The 17,100-nt window shown below is 45.6% G+C and carries 24 protein-coding genes; 5 read left to right on the forward strand and 19 right to left on the reverse strand.

Going from position 1 to position 17,100, the window contains the following annotated elements:
• Nucleotides 1-260: 260 nt before the first annotated feature.
• The 5 genes from ACKGJP_RS22460 to ACKGJP_RS22480 all read right to left on the reverse strand — a co-directional run bounded on the left by ACKGJP_RS22460 (nucleotide 261) and on the right by ACKGJP_RS22480 (nucleotide 3,582).
• On the reverse strand, nucleotides 261-827 hold the full coding sequence (locus ACKGJP_RS22460; RefSeq protein WP_409341028.1) for a hypothetical protein: 567 nt from the start codon (nucleotides 825-827) through the stop codon (nucleotides 261-263).
• Nucleotides 824-1,351, reverse strand: a complete 528-nt coding sequence (locus tag ACKGJP_RS22465) for a hypothetical protein (protein WP_409341029.1) — start codon at nucleotides 1,349-1,351, stop codon at nucleotides 824-826. The genes ACKGJP_RS22460 and ACKGJP_RS22465 overlap by 4 nt, the downstream gene beginning before the upstream one ends.
• Nucleotides 1,308-2,504 carry a hypothetical protein gene (locus tag ACKGJP_RS22470; protein WP_409341030.1) on the reverse strand — a complete coding sequence of 399 codons (1,197 nt, stop codon included), beginning with the start codon at nucleotides 2,502-2,504 and terminating at the stop codon, nucleotides 1,308-1,310. The genes ACKGJP_RS22465 and ACKGJP_RS22470 overlap by 44 nt, the downstream gene beginning before the upstream one ends.
• A 180-nt stretch (nucleotides 2,505-2,684) precedes the next feature.
• The gene (locus tag ACKGJP_RS22475) at nucleotides 2,685-2,825 is read right to left on the reverse strand and encodes a hypothetical protein (protein WP_409341031.1); all 141 of its coding nucleotides are present in this window, start codon (nucleotides 2,823-2,825) and stop codon (nucleotides 2,685-2,687) included.
• Nucleotides 2,826-3,075: 250 nt separating this feature from the next.
• Nucleotides 3,076-3,582, reverse strand: a complete 507-nt coding sequence (locus ACKGJP_RS22480; protein ID WP_409341032.1) for a hypothetical protein — start codon at nucleotides 3,580-3,582, stop codon at nucleotides 3,076-3,078.
• A 548-nt stretch (nucleotides 3,583-4,130) separates the two neighbouring features.
• On the opposite strand from ACKGJP_RS22480, the gene ACKGJP_RS22485 reads away from it, so the two are divergent.
• Entirely contained in the window at nucleotides 4,131-4,655 is a 525-nt protein-coding gene (locus tag ACKGJP_RS22485) for a GIY-YIG nuclease family protein (RefSeq protein WP_409341033.1), read from the forward strand.
• A 709-nt stretch (nucleotides 4,656-5,364) separates the two neighbouring features.
• Here the strand turns inward: ACKGJP_RS22485 and ACKGJP_RS22490 are convergent.
• The 13 genes from ACKGJP_RS22490 to ACKGJP_RS22550 form a co-directional block, all read right to left on the reverse strand.
• On the reverse strand, nucleotides 5,365-5,976 hold the full coding sequence (locus ACKGJP_RS22490; RefSeq protein ID WP_409341034.1) for a hypothetical protein: 612 nt from the start codon (nucleotides 5,974-5,976) through the stop codon (nucleotides 5,365-5,367).
• A gap of 14 nt (nucleotides 5,977-5,990) precedes the next feature.
• Nucleotides 5,991-6,302: a hypothetical protein gene (locus ACKGJP_RS22495; protein WP_409341035.1), complete on the reverse strand. Its 312-nt coding sequence runs from the start codon at nucleotides 6,300-6,302 to the stop codon at nucleotides 5,991-5,993.
• Between the two features lie 67 nt (nucleotides 6,303-6,369).
• The gene (locus ACKGJP_RS22500) at nucleotides 6,370-6,858 is read right to left on the reverse strand and encodes a type IV toxin-antitoxin system AbiEi family antitoxin domain-containing protein (RefSeq protein WP_409341036.1); all 489 of its coding nucleotides are present in this window, start codon (nucleotides 6,856-6,858) and stop codon (nucleotides 6,370-6,372) included.
• Between the two features lie 252 nt (nucleotides 6,859-7,110).
• Complete coding sequence (locus ACKGJP_RS22505; RefSeq protein WP_409341037.1) at nucleotides 7,111-7,344, reverse strand: hypothetical protein; 234 nt, start codon at nucleotides 7,342-7,344, stop codon at nucleotides 7,111-7,113.
• 215 nt (nucleotides 7,345-7,559) lie between these two features.
• Nucleotides 7,560-7,808 carry a hypothetical protein gene (locus tag ACKGJP_RS22510; RefSeq protein WP_409341038.1) on the reverse strand — a complete coding sequence of 83 codons (249 nt, stop codon included), beginning with the start codon at nucleotides 7,806-7,808 and terminating at the stop codon, nucleotides 7,560-7,562.
• A gap of 415 nt (nucleotides 7,809-8,223) precedes the next feature.
• A complete protein-coding gene (locus ACKGJP_RS22515; protein WP_409341039.1) occupies nucleotides 8,224-8,517 on the reverse strand; it encodes a hypothetical protein in 294 nt (97 codons plus the stop codon).
• Between the two features lie 93 nt (nucleotides 8,518-8,610).
• Entirely contained in the window at nucleotides 8,611-9,006 is a 396-nt protein-coding gene (locus ACKGJP_RS22520; protein WP_409341040.1) for an ArpU family phage packaging/lysis transcriptional regulator, read from the reverse strand.
• A gap of 13 nt (nucleotides 9,007-9,019) precedes the next feature.
• Nucleotides 9,020-9,703, reverse strand: a complete 684-nt coding sequence (locus tag ACKGJP_RS22525; protein ID WP_409341041.1) for a helix-turn-helix domain-containing protein — start codon at nucleotides 9,701-9,703, stop codon at nucleotides 9,020-9,022.
• Nucleotides 9,704-9,712: 9 nt separating this feature from the next.
• A complete protein-coding gene (locus ACKGJP_RS22530; protein WP_409341042.1) occupies nucleotides 9,713-9,913 on the reverse strand; it encodes a hypothetical protein in 201 nt (66 codons plus the stop codon).
• Nucleotides 9,914-10,213: 300 nt separating this feature from the next.
• On the reverse strand, nucleotides 10,214-10,579 hold the full coding sequence (locus tag ACKGJP_RS22535) for a helix-turn-helix domain-containing protein (RefSeq protein ID WP_409341043.1): 366 nt from the start codon (nucleotides 10,577-10,579) through the stop codon (nucleotides 10,214-10,216).
• A gap of 55 nt (nucleotides 10,580-10,634) precedes the next feature.
• A complete protein-coding gene (locus ACKGJP_RS22540) occupies nucleotides 10,635-10,886 on the reverse strand; it encodes a hypothetical protein (RefSeq protein WP_409341044.1) in 252 nt (83 codons plus the stop codon).
• A 165-nt stretch (nucleotides 10,887-11,051) separates the two neighbouring features.
• Entirely contained in the window at nucleotides 11,052-11,354 is a 303-nt protein-coding gene (locus tag ACKGJP_RS22545) for a hypothetical protein (RefSeq protein ID WP_409341045.1), read from the reverse strand.
• Nucleotides 11,355-11,559: 205 nt separating this feature from the next.
• A complete protein-coding gene (locus ACKGJP_RS22550) occupies nucleotides 11,560-11,793 on the reverse strand; it encodes a helix-turn-helix transcriptional regulator (RefSeq protein WP_409341046.1) in 234 nt (77 codons plus the stop codon).
• A gap of 146 nt (nucleotides 11,794-11,939) precedes the next feature.
• Between ACKGJP_RS22550 and ACKGJP_RS22555 the strand changes: the two genes are divergently transcribed.
• The 4 genes from ACKGJP_RS22555 to ACKGJP_RS22570 all read left to right on the forward strand — a co-directional run bounded on the left by ACKGJP_RS22555 (nucleotide 11,940) and on the right by ACKGJP_RS22570 (nucleotide 15,773).
• Complete coding sequence (locus tag ACKGJP_RS22555) at nucleotides 11,940-12,386, forward strand: helix-turn-helix domain-containing protein (protein ID WP_409341047.1); 447 nt, start codon at nucleotides 11,940-11,942, stop codon at nucleotides 12,384-12,386.
• Between the two features lie 527 nt (nucleotides 12,387-12,913).
• Nucleotides 12,914-14,122, forward strand: a complete 1,209-nt coding sequence (gene xerC, locus ACKGJP_RS22560; RefSeq protein ID WP_409341048.1) for a tyrosine recombinase XerC — start codon at nucleotides 12,914-12,916, stop codon at nucleotides 14,120-14,122.
• Nucleotides 14,123-14,627: 505 nt separating this feature from the next.
• Nucleotides 14,628-14,714 carry a putative holin-like toxin gene (locus ACKGJP_RS22565; protein ID WP_409347233.1) on the forward strand — a complete coding sequence of 29 codons (87 nt, stop codon included), beginning with the start codon at nucleotides 14,628-14,630 and terminating at the stop codon, nucleotides 14,712-14,714.
• A gap of 279 nt (nucleotides 14,715-14,993) precedes the next feature.
• A complete protein-coding gene (locus ACKGJP_RS22570) occupies nucleotides 14,994-15,773 on the forward strand; it encodes a M55 family metallopeptidase (RefSeq protein WP_409341049.1) in 780 nt (259 codons plus the stop codon).
• A gap of 161 nt (nucleotides 15,774-15,934) precedes the next feature.
• Here ACKGJP_RS22570 and ACKGJP_RS22575 read toward each other — a convergent pair whose 3' ends face one another.
• Complete coding sequence (locus ACKGJP_RS22575; RefSeq protein WP_409341050.1) at nucleotides 15,935-17,068, reverse strand: glycoside hydrolase family 88 protein; 1,134 nt, start codon at nucleotides 17,066-17,068, stop codon at nucleotides 15,935-15,937.
• Nucleotides 17,069-17,100: the final 32 nt, after the last annotated feature.

The raw sequence follows: 17,100 nt of genomic DNA on the forward strand, positions 1-17,100 counted from the left end.
GCGTCTACCGTCAACTATCCTATGCTCCACTTCAAATTCAAGCTTCTTGCCGTCCAAGAACACGGCGGGAGCAGCCTCGCCATCTGCGTAAAACAACGGTACAGCAGTTAATATCAAAGCAAGACATAATGTATCTGCAAATAATCTTCTGAACATCGAGTATACAGCCCCTCCATAAATTTGTTTGCGGGTTCCAATATAAACACATATGGTTTTCTTTTATTGAAAAAATAATAACCCCACTACTCGGAGCAGTGGGGTTATTTGTTTGCTCTAATAAATTCATCAAGTTTTCTAGTGCAGTCATCACATTGAAATTTCAATCTTTTTATTTGGTCAATAGAAATATCGCTTTGTATTTCATCGTGTGGCATCGTTTGAAACAATTGTATCTTCCTATAGAGAGTATTCAAACTTATAAAAAGAACCTCATCAAGTTTATGTACGAATTTTGATGAGAAAAACATCCATGCTTCTCTTGTAAGGTTATACTTTATTAAAGACGGGTCTAACTCACCGCTATCAACGATAGATTCCAGCGTCATTGAATTATTTTTTAATTCTTCCTTCAGTATCACAGCTACATTATTCGCTTCTGCACGTTCCTGTTGAAGGTCGCGCGCCCTTGCCTCGTCAATCTGATACTTTGCAACAAAATATGCGATGAACCCTCCGAGAACTCCCCCTATTATATTACCTAATGACCCAATTAACGAGCCTACCCAATCTTTGTTCGCTTTTGCATAAGCCACGATTAGTGCATTACTTGTGCTAATTACTACAACCAAAAGAATTAACCCAATTATACCGACCATATATTTTCTCATTGTGCTGCCTCATATCGATTATCTAATGAAGTAAATAGATGCCTTCGAGCACTACTAGGCTTTTTTACAACATCAGATACCCGAAGGCTTTGCGCATTTCCCGAATTAGTCATTTCATACTTTTTTATAGGGGCATTTACCAATGGTTCATTCGGCTCTAGAGTTCTTTCAAAAAAAATCTCAACATACTCCAATCGGTCGTGTGGATTAAAAATTCTTTCACAATCTTTGCAGCAAACATTGTTTGGAACAACCGATAGTGAACTATATGATCCATTATGTCTATCACAATGTGGACATATAACCTTGTACACTGCCCGTAGTACACCTATTTCTTCTAATGATGCCAATGCGAACATATCAATTGCTAAATCTGTATCTACTTCAGTTTGTATTGAAAATTTAATTGGAGATAGATTGGCAAGGACCGCTTTCCTTTGAATAGCAAGCCAATCATCAAGCAAGTCGATAGCCATACCGCTAATTTGGTACTGCCCTAAACGTCTCAATGGAGGAAAATACATATTCTTGTTCCACCTCTGAATGATAACTATAAAAATGTATCACAAAATATTTTGTGGTCGCTTCCAACTTTGTATATGTCTTTTTTCCAACTGAAGCTCCAGGAATAAACCAATTGATCCAGAGCTTATTAAAGGTCTTTTGGTCGTCAATTGTCTCTCTTGTATCAAAATATATATCACAAACTTCGATTCCTTCACCATCATTTGCCGAAGCGTTTACACGAGCGCCAGTATCATCTGAATAAAAGAATTTCTCAACGGTTCCTATCTTCCCCTCTGAGTACCCTTTAAAGTTGAAAAAATCGTTTTGAATTAAGGCCCTCTCTAAAAGTCTGCGAATTCTAAAAGGCAAGTTCACAGGATTGTTGCTACTTGGCAACCCTAAAAAAGTAGCGTACCTATCACTTAAATCAGATATTTCCGATAGTAAAGGCTCTACTTTCTCAACGTATGGTTTCTCTGCTTTTGTGGTCAGCTCTCTAAATATATTATACAGGGTGTTTTTCATTTCGTCGTTTGAAAGATACCTCAAAGAGAAAACCTCAGTCAAATACGATGTATAGATTTCGAAAACTTGATACGACCTAGTAGATGTTTCATTAGTGTTACTTCTCGGCCTTACTGATATAGTTAATTGCCCCTGTGGAACATCGATTGTAATCCAAACATAATCTGTATCTTCGACTTGTATGGATTCATTTTCATCAGTTATTTTACTGATCATTACCATGGACGCAAAGCACATTATTACTCTTTGAACCCCATTTTCAATTTCCGACTTTTCAAAATGGACTAAAACTGGCTCATCAGAGTCCGGTGTAAAGTGAATATTATTTATGATTTGGCATTCCGACAAGCCAGCCGTCATCATGGCCTGTTTAATTAGTTTACTATTTTTTACTTTAAATAGGGAAGCTGGATTAATCCTTGTGCAATATAAAGTACGATTATGACCATATCTAATTTCATTCGCTAGAAATGATTCAAAATCATTTTTATCTAACTCCCCCGATGAAATCCCCTCTTCAATCCTTTGTATAAGTTCAGGTTTTGTTCCAGATGAATTCAACGGAGATGACCTTAAGTACCTTCTTAAAGAATCAAAATTCAAATACTCTCTTAATCTGTGATTCAATCTGAATATAGAATTCAAAAAAATCTCTCCTAAATAGTCAATATCCCGTATTTTTCGACATATTTTCCCTATTTAGATAATCACTTATATTGTAAATAATTTCAATCGGAACATACGTACTAATCACAGGTATATCTCTAATCCACAGGCAAATTGGGATCCAATCTAAAATGTTACTGAAGCGACGAACTCATTATTTTACTCTCCCGACAAGTTCAGGGCCTTGTCCCACTTCAGCTGGCGTATCCATTGAGGCGTTTTGCCAACGATTGCGGCGAGTTCAGAGGTTGATACTCCCTTGATTTGCAGCTGCTCGGCATGCGATTTTGGTTTCGCCAATTTAACCCACCTCACTTTCGCTTTTCGCTCATTCTCAAAAGTAAATGAAGTTTATCGCATTAGATGAAGCGGTAAATTAAAATCGCCCTGCCAGTTATCCGGCAAAGCGAAAGGGAAAGTAAATTTTCAAAATAAAATCTAGCTATATTTCGCGCTCATACGCACCCGCAGGCAAAACTCTCTAAGGAAGGACCCATAAACCTGTGTCACCTGACTGACTTTTATACCTTAAAGTTAATCTATGCGATAGTTAAACATATTCAAGTAAAACAGCCATATTTCCCTGCCCTTTTTGGTAATATGCTTTTGATATCGTAGCTACCCCTATTAAGTCTAAATCAGGAATATCTTTTAATTTATTAAACAATTTTTGACCATTCTCATTATCCCTTGCTACGTATACATACCAAGCTTCCGAATTATCATATGGAGTAATTTTGATACTAAAAGCATCTTTTTCTAAGTTTTTATAGCCATAATTATAATATTTACTTAATGAAGCTTTACCCTGTATGATAAATTTTTTTCCAATACTGTTCTCAATGTCGAATTCTATATCTCGGTGTATTAAATTTACACCTGTAGCCTTTTTATAATTTTTTAAATTCTCATCTTGTAACTTGATTATTTCTTGTTTTGTTGCTTCATATTCCTGTTTTAATTTAGCGGTATCCTTATCGAGAGTTTTATCTCTAGTGTTACAAGCAGTAATAATAAAAAGTACAAGTACAATCATGACGATAGAAAGTTTCCTCATTGATTCCTCCTGGTTGAATATGTCATCCCAACTAACATTACCATAAATAGGGATTGTTGTGTACAAATAAGGCTAACACATATACAAATCCAGCACAGGTTGCCTCCATGTTCTTCAGTTCGCTCCTATCACTTATCGAATGAGCATTAATGTTTTATTTAATTTCCTTTCTCTTTCCTTTCCTTTCCTTTCCTTTCCCCGTTTATTCCGGTTGAAACATCGTTAAATGATAGTTTCCGGTGGAAGAAACTCCGAATAAGGTACGTTTCCGGTGGAATTAACCCTGTTATGGTAAACTTCATCATCTTGTCAAAATGTACTCGTTTGCACCGTTTGAATAGATTCAAGAGGCCAATATCGGGCTCAAAACCCACCTGTTCTTGATGGTAGAATCATTTACGCGTCGGAAACTCCAGATTATCGAGGTTTCCGTCTTCCGAATTCGACCAAAACTACATCTTGTGGCTTGTCGAAAAACTCTTCTCTACATGTTGATTATTTTATGGTAAAATATCACATAAAGGTATAGGAAGGAGGTGAACAAGTCAATGAATGTTACTTTTAGCGAACCATTATTTTTTGCACCATTTTCGAAGAAGTTGCTACCAGAGTCGGCAGGTTTGTACATGCTCTTAAGCGAGAAACGTCTGAACGGTAAATATGATGTTCTCTATGTTGGCCAATCAGACGATTTAAAGCGGCGAATCGGCGAACATTTGAATAGCGAGGACTCAAGAATCCGGCAGCACGTCAAACATTTCACCGTTTCATTTGAGCCCTCGTCCAGCCTAAGAGATAGTAAAGAAAGAGAGTTAATAGCATTTTATGGCCCGCCTATCAATAAGCAACTATTGGGGCTTTCGGCCAAAAATGTTCCTAGTCCGGTACCGCCTAGACTCGAATCGAAACTGCCGAGGCTGCCGTTCCGCTCCGAAATGCCAGCAGATAAATCGGCTATTCCTACTCCACCCAAACCAGATGATCTGATTCAGAGATTAGTACGGGCAAGGATGGAAGAGGAAAAAAGAAAGCAAGAAACATTAAATTCCGTACTCAAAAAGCTAATGGGATAGGGAGTTCAGGACATGTACACTAGCGGTTACATACTGCGTACCTCTGCCGATTTCGACAATGCCGTCTTCTTTCAAAAAGCTGTGACCGTTTTGCAGAACGGTACAATTTTGAGTTCCGGCGAAAAAATACAAGCCCATTCTGACTTATCTGTTACTATGGAAGATGGGAGATACCTAAAAGCCGCTTGCGTGTTCAAAATACGCTAAGCGGCTTTCTTTTGTCATTTGATGCTCCAAGCAAACCATATCCGGCAATGTCGCAGTAGGGCGATTCTCCGAAAGCATCCATTCGCGATACTATCCGCATCTGCTTGTAAAAATTGCGAACCATGCATTGAGCAACCGTGTACTGCTCCGGCTGGATGCCGTTCGAATAGAACAACCTGAGGAAATCGCTGGCTTTCGCAAATGCTTGACCCTTGGCCACATTCTTTTCTTCGGCGAGCTGCCCAATAACCGGAAGGCAATCCCATTCAAAGAATCTCCCTGCACTGTCTTATAGGTCATCATGCCATCGTCACCCATCTTTGCTGCTGGAGCATCGGCTGGAACCGTCGCTCGAAGTCATCCTGAGATTGCTACTATAGCATGTCTAGGAGCAGCGATATAAGTAGACTTCCCTCCCTAATCCGCCCTGGCATTGAGTTTTCATCCTCGGATTAAGTAGGGCCCCTATCGATTTTGAAAGGGGCCAACTCTGAGAGTGTAGTCAATATCTGAGATTGGTATCGAAATATTCTTCCGAGCTCTGTCCTTGAATCCAGCCGCGCAGGAATGATTCTGTATCATAATACGCAGTACCCGGCTTTGCCAAGCGAGGTTCAATCAATGGCAAAATCTTTGTAAGGACTGGTACCTCCCTATCTATATTGGCTTCCTGGTACTCTTGTTTCACCTGTTCAATACGCCGCTCCAGCTCCTTCACTTGCTGGTCCAATTTATTTCGTTCGGTCTGAATCTTGGGGATTCGATCCAAGCGTTCTTTATTGATTTTTGCCGCCACTTCTCGTATCCGGGAGATTTCTTTTTCCCGAGAAGGATTGATTTCCAACTGTCTCATATAGCCGGCAATCCAATCCTCAGTTTCAGCCAAAGACGTCCGAAGCTCACGAATCACCCTTCGACAATTGTCGACCTCAGCCTCATTTTCGCTTAATTCATATTCGACCATGATGCTGGTCTGCTCAGTTATCTTTGCTTGAATACCTCGGCTGCTTTGCTCGAGCTCCGCAATCTTCGTATCGATTTTACGCTTCCGTTCTCTTTCCTTGTCCAAAAACTCCATTACGACCTGGTTCAAATCGTTGTTTTTACCGAACATCTGCAATCACTCCCTTATTGGAATTTGTCTCTATTTTTGTTCATGGCCGCGGCTATCATGTCCACGTCTGAGCTGCCTACTTGACGCCCTGATCGATCGGCGTTAGATAACGGACCGGTCTCTTGCTTGCGGCCGGCATTCATCGCATCTACGATCGCTTGCACGGATTCCCCTTCTTTTGCTCGGTTCAACAGAATTTCATGAGCCACTTGACCAGCGGTCCTGCCGTCACGCTTGGCAGCCTCAATCATTTCTGCATTTTCAGTGTTTTTGATCATGTCGAGTTCTTGGATCCGTTGTTGCTCTGCTTGAGTTGTTCTATTCAAAGTCCTGACACCTCTCAATATGGGGAAGTTGTACCCCATCAAATTTTCCAGTACCTGTCTGTGATTGCTACTCCGGAATATATTCCGCCAGCGCTGTCAGGCATAATCGAATTTCTTCTGTCAGCATGTCCGTCATGACAGCCAAATCATGGACATGAACCGCGTGCGGACCGATAGCCATAGGCAGAGCAAGCAAGCGAGAACGTATTGAATTGAGCATATCGTTCATGACCGCCTTAACATCCTCGGCCCGATGCAATTCCCCGCGCATCACCGCTAAATCCAACTCCGCCATTTGCCTCTTTATCTGCGTCAGCTGCGCCCGCTCGTCGTTCAGGCGCGGCCGATTGTCCTCTGTAGCGCCGCCAGATGCGTGCTCGATGTATGCTTTGACTGCCTCACCGAGCAAATATTTTCCGCGCCCGACCTGCTTCAACACGCCATCACTCGTTAATTGCCGTATCCAACGGTCAGATTTGCCTACGATCGCGGCCAGTTCGCCAGTTTGAACTACTTGTTTATGCTGTGCGATTCCTTCCGCTTTTGCTTTCGCCATCGTCACACCCCTTGTTTCGCTTCTGCGATGAAAATACGCAGGTTCAATTTCAGGGCATTAATTCGAAGCTAAATTTCATATCCATTCCGTTCCTCCGGCCCCACATCGGAAGCGGAAGTTAAATTTTAAAATTGTGCCTAGCCAGATTTCGGGCTCATACGCACCCGCAGACCTATAGGGTTCCAGAAGGACCCACACTTTGCAATGGCCTGCCGAGTCGAACCTTACAGCTGGATACCCGCTGCCTCCTCTTTACTCAGCACGAAAACCCTCCATCTTCCCAACTCGAATGCCGCCCTTGTTAAGGCTGGCCAGACGGGCCGCTTCCATTTCAGAATTCTTGTAGTAACTAATGATGACCGTGCCGCCGTATAACCGTGCGTTCTCGATCGTGCAGTCCGGATGTTTCTTTGCCCATTCTGCTACCACTTCGGCCTTTGGCTTATCGGTAAAGAATGTGGATTGGTGCACTTGTGCAGCCTCCATATGCTCGTTCACCCCCTATGTTTTATGCCGTGATAAACCATGACCTGCAGGCGGTGCACGCCCTCTTATTCGCAAACGCTCGCTCAGTTCATATCACCTCGCACCAACATATTCACGCCTATAGAACCTAAATCGTTTATAGATTTAAACTATGGAGAGAACAGATAACCCCCTTTACGGTCATTAATTCCATGTGATACAATGATGCCAATGGGTTAAACGTTGACGCCTCCGCTGTTCGCTGCAGCTGGGCGTTTTTCTTTTGTCTCGATCAGCCCCAACAGATAGCCCTCTGGTAAACCGAGCACGATTTCGAGTTTGTACAGGTCTATCACCTTCCGGCCGTGCTCGTCCGTCTCGGATACCTGTGTATGAGCTTGTACGAACTCGGTCCGGCCTATGCCATTTCGGGATAGCCTATTCGTCAGTCCCTTCACTTTCGCTTCGAAATCGATCAACTCCATGGCGCTCCCTCCCTTATATCCTCCGGTTCAAATTGCCGCTGAAAAATGTTCAGCAAATCCGGCTCGATTGGTGCTGACGTTGATGATCCGCAGCGCATGCAGCGTAACGACAGCTGAGGATTCATTTTCACGCCTGGCTCGTCCGGTTCAAATGATACGATTCTTCGCATTGATGCTCCGCAACATTGCATGGTATGACCTCCTCGAAGTTGGCTATAATCTCGTCACGCTCACGCCGGAGCTGGTCCAGACGATCAATTAACGTCGACATTTCTTTTATGCCCATTGACCTAAACTTTCGGGCGTCGCTGATCTGCCTCGCTAGACTTGTGTGCTCTCGAGCAATTTCGACCAGTCTATCGCCCTTGTCGCTGTTGACTGCAATCCAAACGGCGCGTTTACTGTGTGACAATCTTCATCTTCCTTCCAAGTACCTTTTTAGGCGTCTATTGGTTACATCCGGCGCATTCATGACGGCCTTATTAGCTGAAATCAAAACGGCATCATCCGGAAGACCGAGAATTTGTTGTAGCTCAGTTGTAAATGTCAATGCGTCGCGCAGGTTGACGCGCTCCGGAAACGTCTTGCATTTGCCGTTCGGGTGAACTTTTGAATGAATAGAATAAAGTCCGTCGTCGTGCGCTTCCGCTATTAACCAGATATGGTCGGGGAAGCTGCTAAAAATCGATTTCGATTTATTTTGTTCCATGGTTATCCCCCCTTTATGAAATTTTGACCACGTTTGTTCAAGGCTGGGCATGCGGTCCGCAGGAGAGGGGTGAAATTTTTCGCCCCCCGTGCCTTACGTTCCATTTGCACCTAAATCAATTTGATGTTGGATCCCGAGCAATTCCGCCAGCTTCAGGAATGCGCGTTTTCTGTATTTCATGAACGTGCCTTCACAAATCTGCATTTCCGCATAGACTTGATAGTCGCGTACATATTCGCTATCGCATTGCATGTAGCGCTTCGTTATGAGCTCCTGTTCTACTGGTGCCAAGCATCCTATAGCCCTTTCGATACGTTCAACAAAAGCTCTTTGCTGCTGCCGTGTCAGTGCATACCTTTGCTGCTTTTCTTCATCCGCAAAGCCTATGAATACATCGGGCACACCATCGTCAAGAATGGTTTTAATGAATTGAGCGCGAACTAACAGTTCCTCGACCTTCTTCTTAAATGTTTTGCCCAGCGTAATCACCTCCCGGCATTATTCAAATTTCAAAGTGCCGTCTCCACGCGTGGAGAAAGGGGAATATCTTGCCATCGTTCTTTTCCGGAAGGTTTTCAAAGTGACGTTCGACTGCTTCCGTAAATGTTTCATTGTCGATATCGATGCTTTCCAGTTCTCTGCATTGACTCAGAATGGAGTCTCTTTGCTCCTCGGTAATAGGCGGATGATTTTTGTTGAACTTCTCCCAATAACCGAATCCATAGATTTCGAGAAAAAAATGCGCGTCGATTGGGAAATCGATGTATGTCTTTTCTTTATCTGTTGGTTCTTTATACAGTAGTTCTTTATACAGTGCATGTGGTGCATGGGGGGGGTGCATGTCATGCATGGGGGTTAGTGCATCATGTGCATTCACCTGTTCCGAATAACCCCCTCTATCACTAGGATCGATGACCACATACATATTACTCTCGCTGCCCTTATCTCCCCAACGTCTTTGCTTTTTCAGAAGCCCCATGCTCACCAATTCGTTAACGACATCTTTTGCCTTTCTCTCTCCCATCCCACTTTTCTCTGCAATCGTAGGAAAGCTCGGGAAAGCAGCCCCCGAGTTATTGTTACAACGGGTAAGATAAAGATAAATTGACAATTGATAGGTATTCAGGCCAAGATCGAAAGCGCTGTTTGGTGCCATGAAGAAACTGACTTTTTTCTTTTTGTTCAATCACCCCACCTACTCTCTTTCCACCAGCCTGACGTGAACTTCAATATTTTGATTTGCATCGAGCTCTTGTTTGACCGCCATTTGTAATACGCCGGTTTCATCATGATTCATCCAGGTAGCGGAGAAATACTTCACTTCTCCGGTCACCTTGTCTAGGAGCATGACCTCCATTCGTTCAATTTCCGGGTATAGTTCATGCTCGTTCTTCACCGTCCCGCCTCCTCTGCCTTTTCATCCGGCGAACCTCGATTAATCGTTCCTGCAGTTGCTCCATACACTCATGCAAACTACAGTCGCCATACACCCACCAAGTCATTGGTTCACATAGCCAACAAACGGATTCGTCATTCCGGCCGACGCCGTTTACTTGAAGAACTGTAAGCATCAGCTCCGCTTGTGTAGATTCCAGTGATGACACGGTTACACCGCAGGCCCCTAGCCGCCTCATATCGGTTTGCATCTGTTTTGCCAGCTTGAGCAGACTGATCGTGACGCGCCGATTTTGATAGGTCATGATTGCCGCCCTCTCATTTGTTCTTGAACCCATTTTTCGATTTCCCGCCTTCTGAAAAAGATACGGGACCGGACGCGGAAAAACGGTAATGAACTCTTGCGAACCATATCGTAAACAGTCCAAGCGGAAATTCTGAGGTACTCAGCTACCTCATTTGCGTCCATCGTTTCTTTCTCCGGCGCAATTGGTTGTTCATCAATCGCCGGTATCGCCGGTACCGCCGCTTGCTGCTGGGACTGGAGCAGCTGAATAACCTGTAAGAGAAGCATTTCTACGCTTGGCTTTGCTGGTTGCATTTCGAACAATTGCGGCATTTGAATGACGGTCGATGCCTTGTCTGCTATTCTTGCTTGTCTGCTCATTTGTACTTACCTCCCTAGTGGACTGTTATAGCCTGTTTAAGGCGTGTTACAGACGTTAAAGCGATATCTTGCTATGGATGTATTCTTCGATGCGTTGAATATCACTAACAAGCTCCTGCAGCGTCGTAGCCGTCGATTGCTTCACTTTCATTTTCACAAGATGCTTCGCTGCGCCGGCAAGACTGAGAAAATACCCGTGAGTGGTGACTCTCTCGGCCTTACCATCATTCCTCGTTTTGTACTCCCGAATCATGAAATTATGAGTATCGCTCTCGATGAACAAATTCTCTTCGATTTGAACCTTCATCTTTGCTTTCTCCCTTCTACCATTCGTTTCAAAGCTGTTTTGAGCTCATTTGAAGCTGTTCAGATCGCTCGTGTGCCAATCAAGGCGGATTGTACTAACCGGAACAAATAAGCCCTCCAACAGCTCATAACACGCTAAGAACAGCCTTTTATTTAATGTTTCGAACTACCCGAACCTCAGCCGGATCGCCTCGAAAGCAAGCTCCTTGTTTCTTGTATCCAAATAATCCATGATGTGAAGGTTCACAAGGTGACGCTCATTAAATAAGTGCAAAGCAAGCTCGAGCATGAACCGTTCGGATTGGCTCCAAGGCTTGGTAAGCTGCCTCAACCCCGTGGTCCTTATCTCGCCTTCATCGAAATCAAAATATTGCGATGTCATACAGCGCTGCAGCTTATCGTGCTTCGTAAACAAGTGCAGCGTCCCCCGCCAATAGCGGTCTTTCAGCAAATGTGCCGGTATCTGCATGGTGACTGTACCTCCTTCTGTTTCAATTTAAAATTTGCGGCTAAGGCAGCCTGAGTCGATTGTTTGTCGCGCTTGATGCGGGGAATGATTCGAAGCTTAATCACTTTCCTGCCAGTAGTTGCAGAGCGATAAGATTGCCGGATCAGGTGCGGACGTAAAGCCGGCCGCCGATCGATACGTCGAAGTAGGTCATGCGATGGCCTCCTTACTTTGCAGATGCTGCCGGTGCTCGCTCAATCACGAAAATATCATCGAACTCGACCTCCAACACTTCGGTCATACGCTTGGCCGTCTTCGGGCTTGGGCTGCGGTCACCGTTTACGATCTGGATCGTCATCGGCTGCGACATTCCGATCTCTTTGCTGAAATCGGTTTTGGTGAAGCCTTTCCGGATGATTAGTTCGTTTAAGCGGTTCGCGTCCTTCACTTTGACTTTCATTGTATTCATCACCTCATAACACTTGTTATTGATTGCTTGTGTTATGAGTATAGTTTATCTCAAGAACAATTGCAATGGGTTTTCGTAAAAAATAATTGCAATCGTTATGACTTGGATATACTATTGAAGTGAGGAAGGTGAACGAATTGGAAGCGAAAGATTTTGGAAGATATTTAAAGAGACTACGGGAAAACGCCGGCTTATCAATGGGGCAACTATCACGATTAGCAAAACTATCACAACCGTACATTTCACAAATCGAAAGTGGTCAAAGAGGCATACCTTCACCAGAAACATTAAAGAAGCTTGCTCAACACCTTGGAAAGACTCATGCTGAATTGATGGTAGAAGCAGGACACTTTAACATCTACGACTGGATACTAACACCCGAAGAAGAAGCGGAATTGGCAAAGAAGGAGCGAGCAGACGCATACTCAATAGAGAATGCCGAAAATGAACGAAAACAATTGGATTACGAGCTAACTGATATCCTTCAAAACAACAATATCACCTACCACGGCCACCCTCTCACCGATGACGACCGCCGGCGCATTCTCGACATGCTGGCCGTTCTGTTTCCGGATCGGAAATAAAGCTCAAACGGGGTTTCTACCTACGGAAACGTCATACAAGCAGGGTTTCCGGCGCGGAAACTGTTCCAAAACGGGTATACTCCAAAACGCGGACGGTCCGACTAAAATCCGACTCTCCAAAATCGGCGGCAAAATCCGCAAGGGGTGGGTCAAGTTAACCAATTCTGAGCTTCGGAAGTCGTTCTCAATCTGTGCAATTTTGCGTCGGTCGGTGGTATCTTGAAAGCTCAAGACCCCCGAAATCTGGGGTAGTTAAGCAAGGGGATCGTTCCAAATGAGGTCATCCCGGGAGGGCCTCCCCAAAGTTGGTGACACCCTACTGACCCTAAATTTCGGGGTAGCTAACCAATTCAGAATTGGTTAGGTTAGCGGCGTGCAGGAGTCGATCGGTAAAACCGAAACTTGTCGTAACGCAGTTTTGCGTTTTAATCACTCAGCGCAAAATTGCGCTTACTCGAGAACGGAATTTTTCGTTTTCAAAAAAGAATGTATGTTCAAAATACCCCCTTAAAGGAGGAGTCAGTACAATGGCAAGCATCCAGAAACGCGGTACCAACTCATGGCGCCTAATCGTGGAACTCGGATACGACGCCAAGGGTAAGCGAGTCCAAGAGAAAAAAACGATTAAGGTGGACGATCCCACTTTGCTCCGGGCGCCAAAGCGGCTCGAGAACTATCTCGACTTAGAACTCAAGAAGTTTCAAATCGAAGTTGAGGCTGGAACGTATGTCCGGCTGGAGAAGATGACGTTCGAAGCATTTGTTGAACATTGGATTAAAAAATTCGTGGACGTTGATCTAGAGGAAAAGACCATAGACAATTACATCTATCACACAAACCGACGAATCCTCCCTTACTTCGGCCATATGCACCTCGATCAAATCAAAACCATGCACATCAACGACTACCTCGAATATTTACGAAGCCCTGCAGCTCGTCTTGACGGTAAAGGCAAGCCGCTCGGATCGGCCACACTCGTCTATAATTACCGTGTGCTGCGAAGCATCTTTTCAAAAGCAGTCGAATGGCGCGTGATAAAGGATAACCCCATGATCGGCGTTAGCAAGCCCAAAGAAGACGATGTGAAGGAAATGGAAATTTATGACGAGAAGGAAATTGCCACTCTGTTCCAAGCGCTAGAAGGCGAACCACTGCATTTGCGCGTATTGGTTATGCTTGCAGTCACAACAGGACTCCGCCGTGCTGAATTAGCTGGATTAGAGTGGAACAAGCATATCAATTTAGAGCAAGGAACCTTAGAAGTAAAACAGACCATCCCCAAACTAAAGGACGGCGCGCCAGTAATAAAGGGACCGAAGAACAAAAAGTCCGCTCGGAAAATCGCGCTCTCCCCTTCTGTCATTAAAGAACTCGAAGATTATTATTTCGAATGGCGGAAGGATCGCCTTCAAATTGAGGATAAATGGGAAGGCGGTCAATATGAGTTTCTGTTTTGCCACGAAAACGGCAAACCTTATGATCCACAGCGACTAACGAAACGATGGATTGAATTCCACCGCGACCATAAATTAAAACCGATTAGGCTGCACGACCTCCGGCATACATCCGTGTCATGGATGATATTCAAGAAGGTCCATTCCGAGGCTATCGCCAAACGAGTCGGTCATTCGAATACAAAGATGATGGAGATATACGGCCACATCTTCGAATCGGTTGATAAGGCAGCCGCGAGCGTCTTCGACGATATCGTTGTACCTATGCGGAAAAAGGCGTAAAAAGCGGGCACCGAAATGGGCACCGATTGGGCACCAAATTCGCAAAACCAAACAAGTGTTCCCCCTTTTCCCACTACTAGCCTTTTTGACAGAACCCGCATATAATAAGGCATTCCAACTTTCACCCAACCCCAAAATGAGCCGAATTTCACATCTCCCATGAAAGGGTCTCGTCGAAAGACGGGGCCCGATTTTTTTTCACCGAAAACCCTGAAACTCTTATCCATATCCTAAAATAGCGCCTCAAGATCTCTCATCCGCTCGTGATGACCACGCCTTTTTCCCGTCCGAACACGACAAAAAGCCCCCAGCCTCAAACCGGGGACATCAGGATTCCTATCGAACGCAATCCGTTTAGCGAATAAACAAGGAATTCATCGAAAAATAAAACGGCATTCTCGCCAAAAAAGTACTTTAGACACTGCTAAACTTTTCCACGCCGTCATATATTCCTAGTACAACTACCTCTGCCGGTGGAGCACCTTCTGAAAGGAGGCGCCTCTCCATGGATGCTTTCCAAACGATTACGGTTATGTTTGCGTTCGGGATGTTTATTCTCACGTTGCTAACTTACATCGATAAGAGAAAGTAATCCGCTTTCGTTCGCCGGCATTCGTTCCGGTTTCTCAATCAGCTGCCCCACCGAAAAGGTTAGTTGCATTAGAGTTAGGTCTGCCCACCTGACTCTATTTTTATTGTGGCCGCCTTCAAAATATGACTCCCGATTCCCCATTTCGGATTGCCGACGTTAATCGTCCATGCTTGAACCGCACCAACAGGCAAAAACGGTTGACAAATGATTTCTAATGATGTTTATTGTAAAGTTATGCCAAGCAAAATTCGGTAAATCTAGACATGGCGGGTGTTTCGGATGAGGAAATTTTTCGTATTGACCGATATAGAAGGCGCAGCCGGTGTGGACAGCTTTACGCAGACACGGCCGGGAGACGGCTTTCCGGAGCGGTATGAAGCTGCCAAGAAGCTGCTGGCAAACGAGGTGAACGCATGCGTGGAAGGCATTCGCTCCGTATATCCGGATGCGCACATCGATGTTTGGGACGGGCACGGTCCCGGCGGACTGAACCGTGAAGACATACGGGACGCCAACTATTTGCGCGAAGGTCAGCCATACAAAAAAATAGCAGGTTACGACGCCATGCTGTTCGTAGGGCAGCATGCGATGGCGGGCACGTTTCACGCGCCGCTTAACCATACCTACTCCTCCAAAACGGTCGCCTATTACAAGCTGAACGGCACGTTTATCGGCGAGTTTGCGGCGAGAGCGTACATTGCGGGCGTTCAAGGCGTACCGACCGTTTTCTTGTCCGGCGACGATAAAGCCGCCTTGGAAGCGAAACTATTCGTTCCGGACATCGAGGTTGCCGTCGTCAAGCAGGGATTGGGTACGGAAGCCGCAAACCATTTGGAGGCCGGCGAAGCATGCTCGGTCATTCGCGACGGCGCGGCCCGGGCAGTAAGGCGTCTGTCCGAAATCGCCCCTTTCACCGCATTTCAGGCACCCTACGAAATCGAGATCGGGTTTCTTGCGGATGAGAATCCGGATCACATCAAAGGCACCGGCGTCGAATGGCTGAACAGCCGGACGGTCAGCATTCGCGAGCGCGATATCATGAGCTTCCCTTTTTTATAACCCCTTGCCGTACAGGCTAGGTTTTGCCAGAATCTATCCTTGTCGCAACATAAGGTTTTTTGATTAGCATTCCTCAACCATAACCGTAACTCGTAACGGACGAAAAGGCTGCTCCTGGTCAAGCGACCATGAACAGCCTTTTTTCGTAAATCCCGATTATTTTATCGATTATACCAATATCCCTTGATCCCTTTTTCGATGCGCATTAGCGCCTCGAGATAGTAATAGTCGCCCCAGATCATGAAATCGTCCGGCGAGCTGTTGCCGCGAACATGATACGATCCGCGTTTGATCAAGCCTTCCGCATCCGCTTCGCCGACTGTCGAGTAGTTGTCGACAAGCGATTTCAGCGAGCGCTCCAGCCATCCCTCGAAATAAGCGCGCTCCGGATCGTTCGCGTCCAAGTGATCCAACAGTTCGAGCAGCCCGGCGCAAACGATCGCGGATGCCGAGCTGTCGCGGTACGTCTGCTCGTCTACAGGCACATTGAAATCCCAGTATGCGACATTGTCTTCCGGCAAATGCTGCAGGAAATAGCGCGCCAAACGGCGGGACGTTTCCAGGAACGCCGGATCTTTCGTAAATTTATAAGAGAGCGCGAAGCCGTAAACACCCCAGGCTTGGCCGCGGGTCCAGGTGGAGCCGTTCTGATACCCTTGATGCGTCGTGCCGCCGATCGGTATACCGGTGTCCTGCTCGAAATAGAACGTATGATAGGAAGAATCGTCTCCGCGCACGAGGTAACGGCGGCTTTTCTCCGCATGCTTAACCGCGATTTCGCGGTAACGGTCGTTGCCGGTCATTTCCGACGCCCAATAGAGGAGCGGCAGGTTCATCAGACAGTCGATAATGATGCGCCCGCCCTGTTTCTCGTCGCCCAAGGGGCCCCAAGCCTGGATCAGCTGCGCTTCTTCGCGCCAGCGTCCCAGAAGCTTGTCGGCCGCCCGCAGCGCCAGCTGCTTGGCCGCTTCGTCCCGTTCGATAATCCAGCCCGCTTTGGCCGATAACGAATACAAAAAGCCGATGTCATGATGCCCCAGCGCGACGTCGCCGGCGAGGCGTTCGTCGAAGCTTTGAATGTTGCGCTGCGCCGCTTCGCGGAACGCTTCGTCTTTCGAGTACTCGTAGCAGAGCCACAGCATGCCTGTCCAGAAGCCGTCCGTCCAATCCGTATTCGGATTCAAGTTTTTCGTGTAACCGCCGCCGTCCAAGCCGACATGCGGGAATTGGTCGCCGAACCGTTCTATATTTTTGCGCGTTTTGGCAATGGCATCTTCAATCGCTTGTTTCCACATGGGTTCGATACACTCCTTATTGTAAGCACGAG

This window comes from Paenibacillus litoralis (genome assembly GCF_046244365.1).
In the GTDB taxonomy this organism is placed as follows: domain Bacteria; phylum Bacillota; class Bacilli; order Paenibacillales; family NBRC-103111; genus Paenibacillus_V.

What these genes read in the sequence shown, in the direction of transcription:
- ACKGJP_RS22460 (WP_409341028.1), bottom strand. Translation starts at nt 827, where the DNA reads ATGAGAAAATATATGGTCGGTATAATTGGGTTAATTCTTTTGGTTGTA.
- ACKGJP_RS22465 (WP_409341029.1), bottom strand. Translation starts at nt 1,351, where the DNA reads ATGTATTTTCCTCCATTGAGACGTTTAGGGCAGTACCAAATTAGCGGT.
- ACKGJP_RS22480 (WP_409341032.1), bottom strand. Translation starts at nt 3,582, where the DNA reads ATGAGGAAACTTTCTATCGTCATGATTGTACTTGTACTTTTTATTATT.
- ACKGJP_RS22485 (WP_409341033.1), top strand. Translation starts at nt 4,131, where the DNA reads ATGAATGTTACTTTTAGCGAACCATTATTTTTTGCACCATTTTCGAAG.
- ACKGJP_RS22490 (WP_409341034.1), bottom strand. Translation starts at nt 5,976, where the DNA reads ATGTTCGGTAAAAACAACGATTTGAACCAGGTCGTAATGGAGTTTTTG.
- ACKGJP_RS22500 (WP_409341036.1), bottom strand. Translation starts at nt 6,858, where the DNA reads ATGGCGAAAGCAAAAGCGGAAGGAATCGCACAGCATAAACAAGTAGTT.
- ACKGJP_RS22505 (WP_409341037.1), bottom strand. Translation starts at nt 7,344, where the DNA reads ATGGAGGCTGCACAAGTGCACCAATCCACATTCTTTACCGATAAGCCA.
- ACKGJP_RS22510 (WP_409341038.1), bottom strand. Translation starts at nt 7,808, where the DNA reads ATGGAGTTGATCGATTTCGAAGCGAAAGTGAAGGGACTGACGAATAGG.
- ACKGJP_RS22515 (WP_409341039.1), bottom strand. Translation starts at nt 8,517, where the DNA reads ATGGAACAAAATAAATCGAAATCGATTTTTAGCAGCTTCCCCGACCAT.
- ACKGJP_RS22535 (WP_409341043.1), bottom strand. Translation starts at nt 10,579, where the DNA reads ATGAGCAGACAAGCAAGAATAGCAGACAAGGCATCGACCGTCATTCAA.
- ACKGJP_RS22540 (WP_409341044.1), bottom strand. Translation starts at nt 10,886, where the DNA reads ATGAAGGTTCAAATCGAAGAGAATTTGTTCATCGAGAGCGATACTCAT.
- ACKGJP_RS22545 (WP_409341045.1), bottom strand. Translation starts at nt 11,354, where the DNA reads ATGCAGATACCGGCACATTTGCTGAAAGACCGCTATTGGCGGGGGACG.
- ACKGJP_RS22550 (WP_409341046.1), bottom strand. Translation starts at nt 11,793, where the DNA reads ATGAAAGTCAAAGTGAAGGACGCGAACCGCTTAAACGAACTAATCATC.
- xerC (WP_409341048.1), top strand. Translation starts at nt 12,914, where the DNA reads ATGGCAAGCATCCAGAAACGCGGTACCAACTCATGGCGCCTAATCGTG.
- ACKGJP_RS22565 (WP_409347233.1), top strand. Translation starts at nt 14,628, where the DNA reads ATGGATGCTTTCCAAACGATTACGGTTATGTTTGCGTTCGGGATGTTT.
- ACKGJP_RS22570 (WP_409341049.1), top strand. Translation starts at nt 14,994, where the DNA reads ATGAGGAAATTTTTCGTATTGACCGATATAGAAGGCGCAGCCGGTGTG.
- ACKGJP_RS22575 (WP_409341050.1), bottom strand. Translation starts at nt 17,068, where the DNA reads ATGTGGAAACAAGCGATTGAAGATGCCATTGCCAAAACGCGCAAAAAT.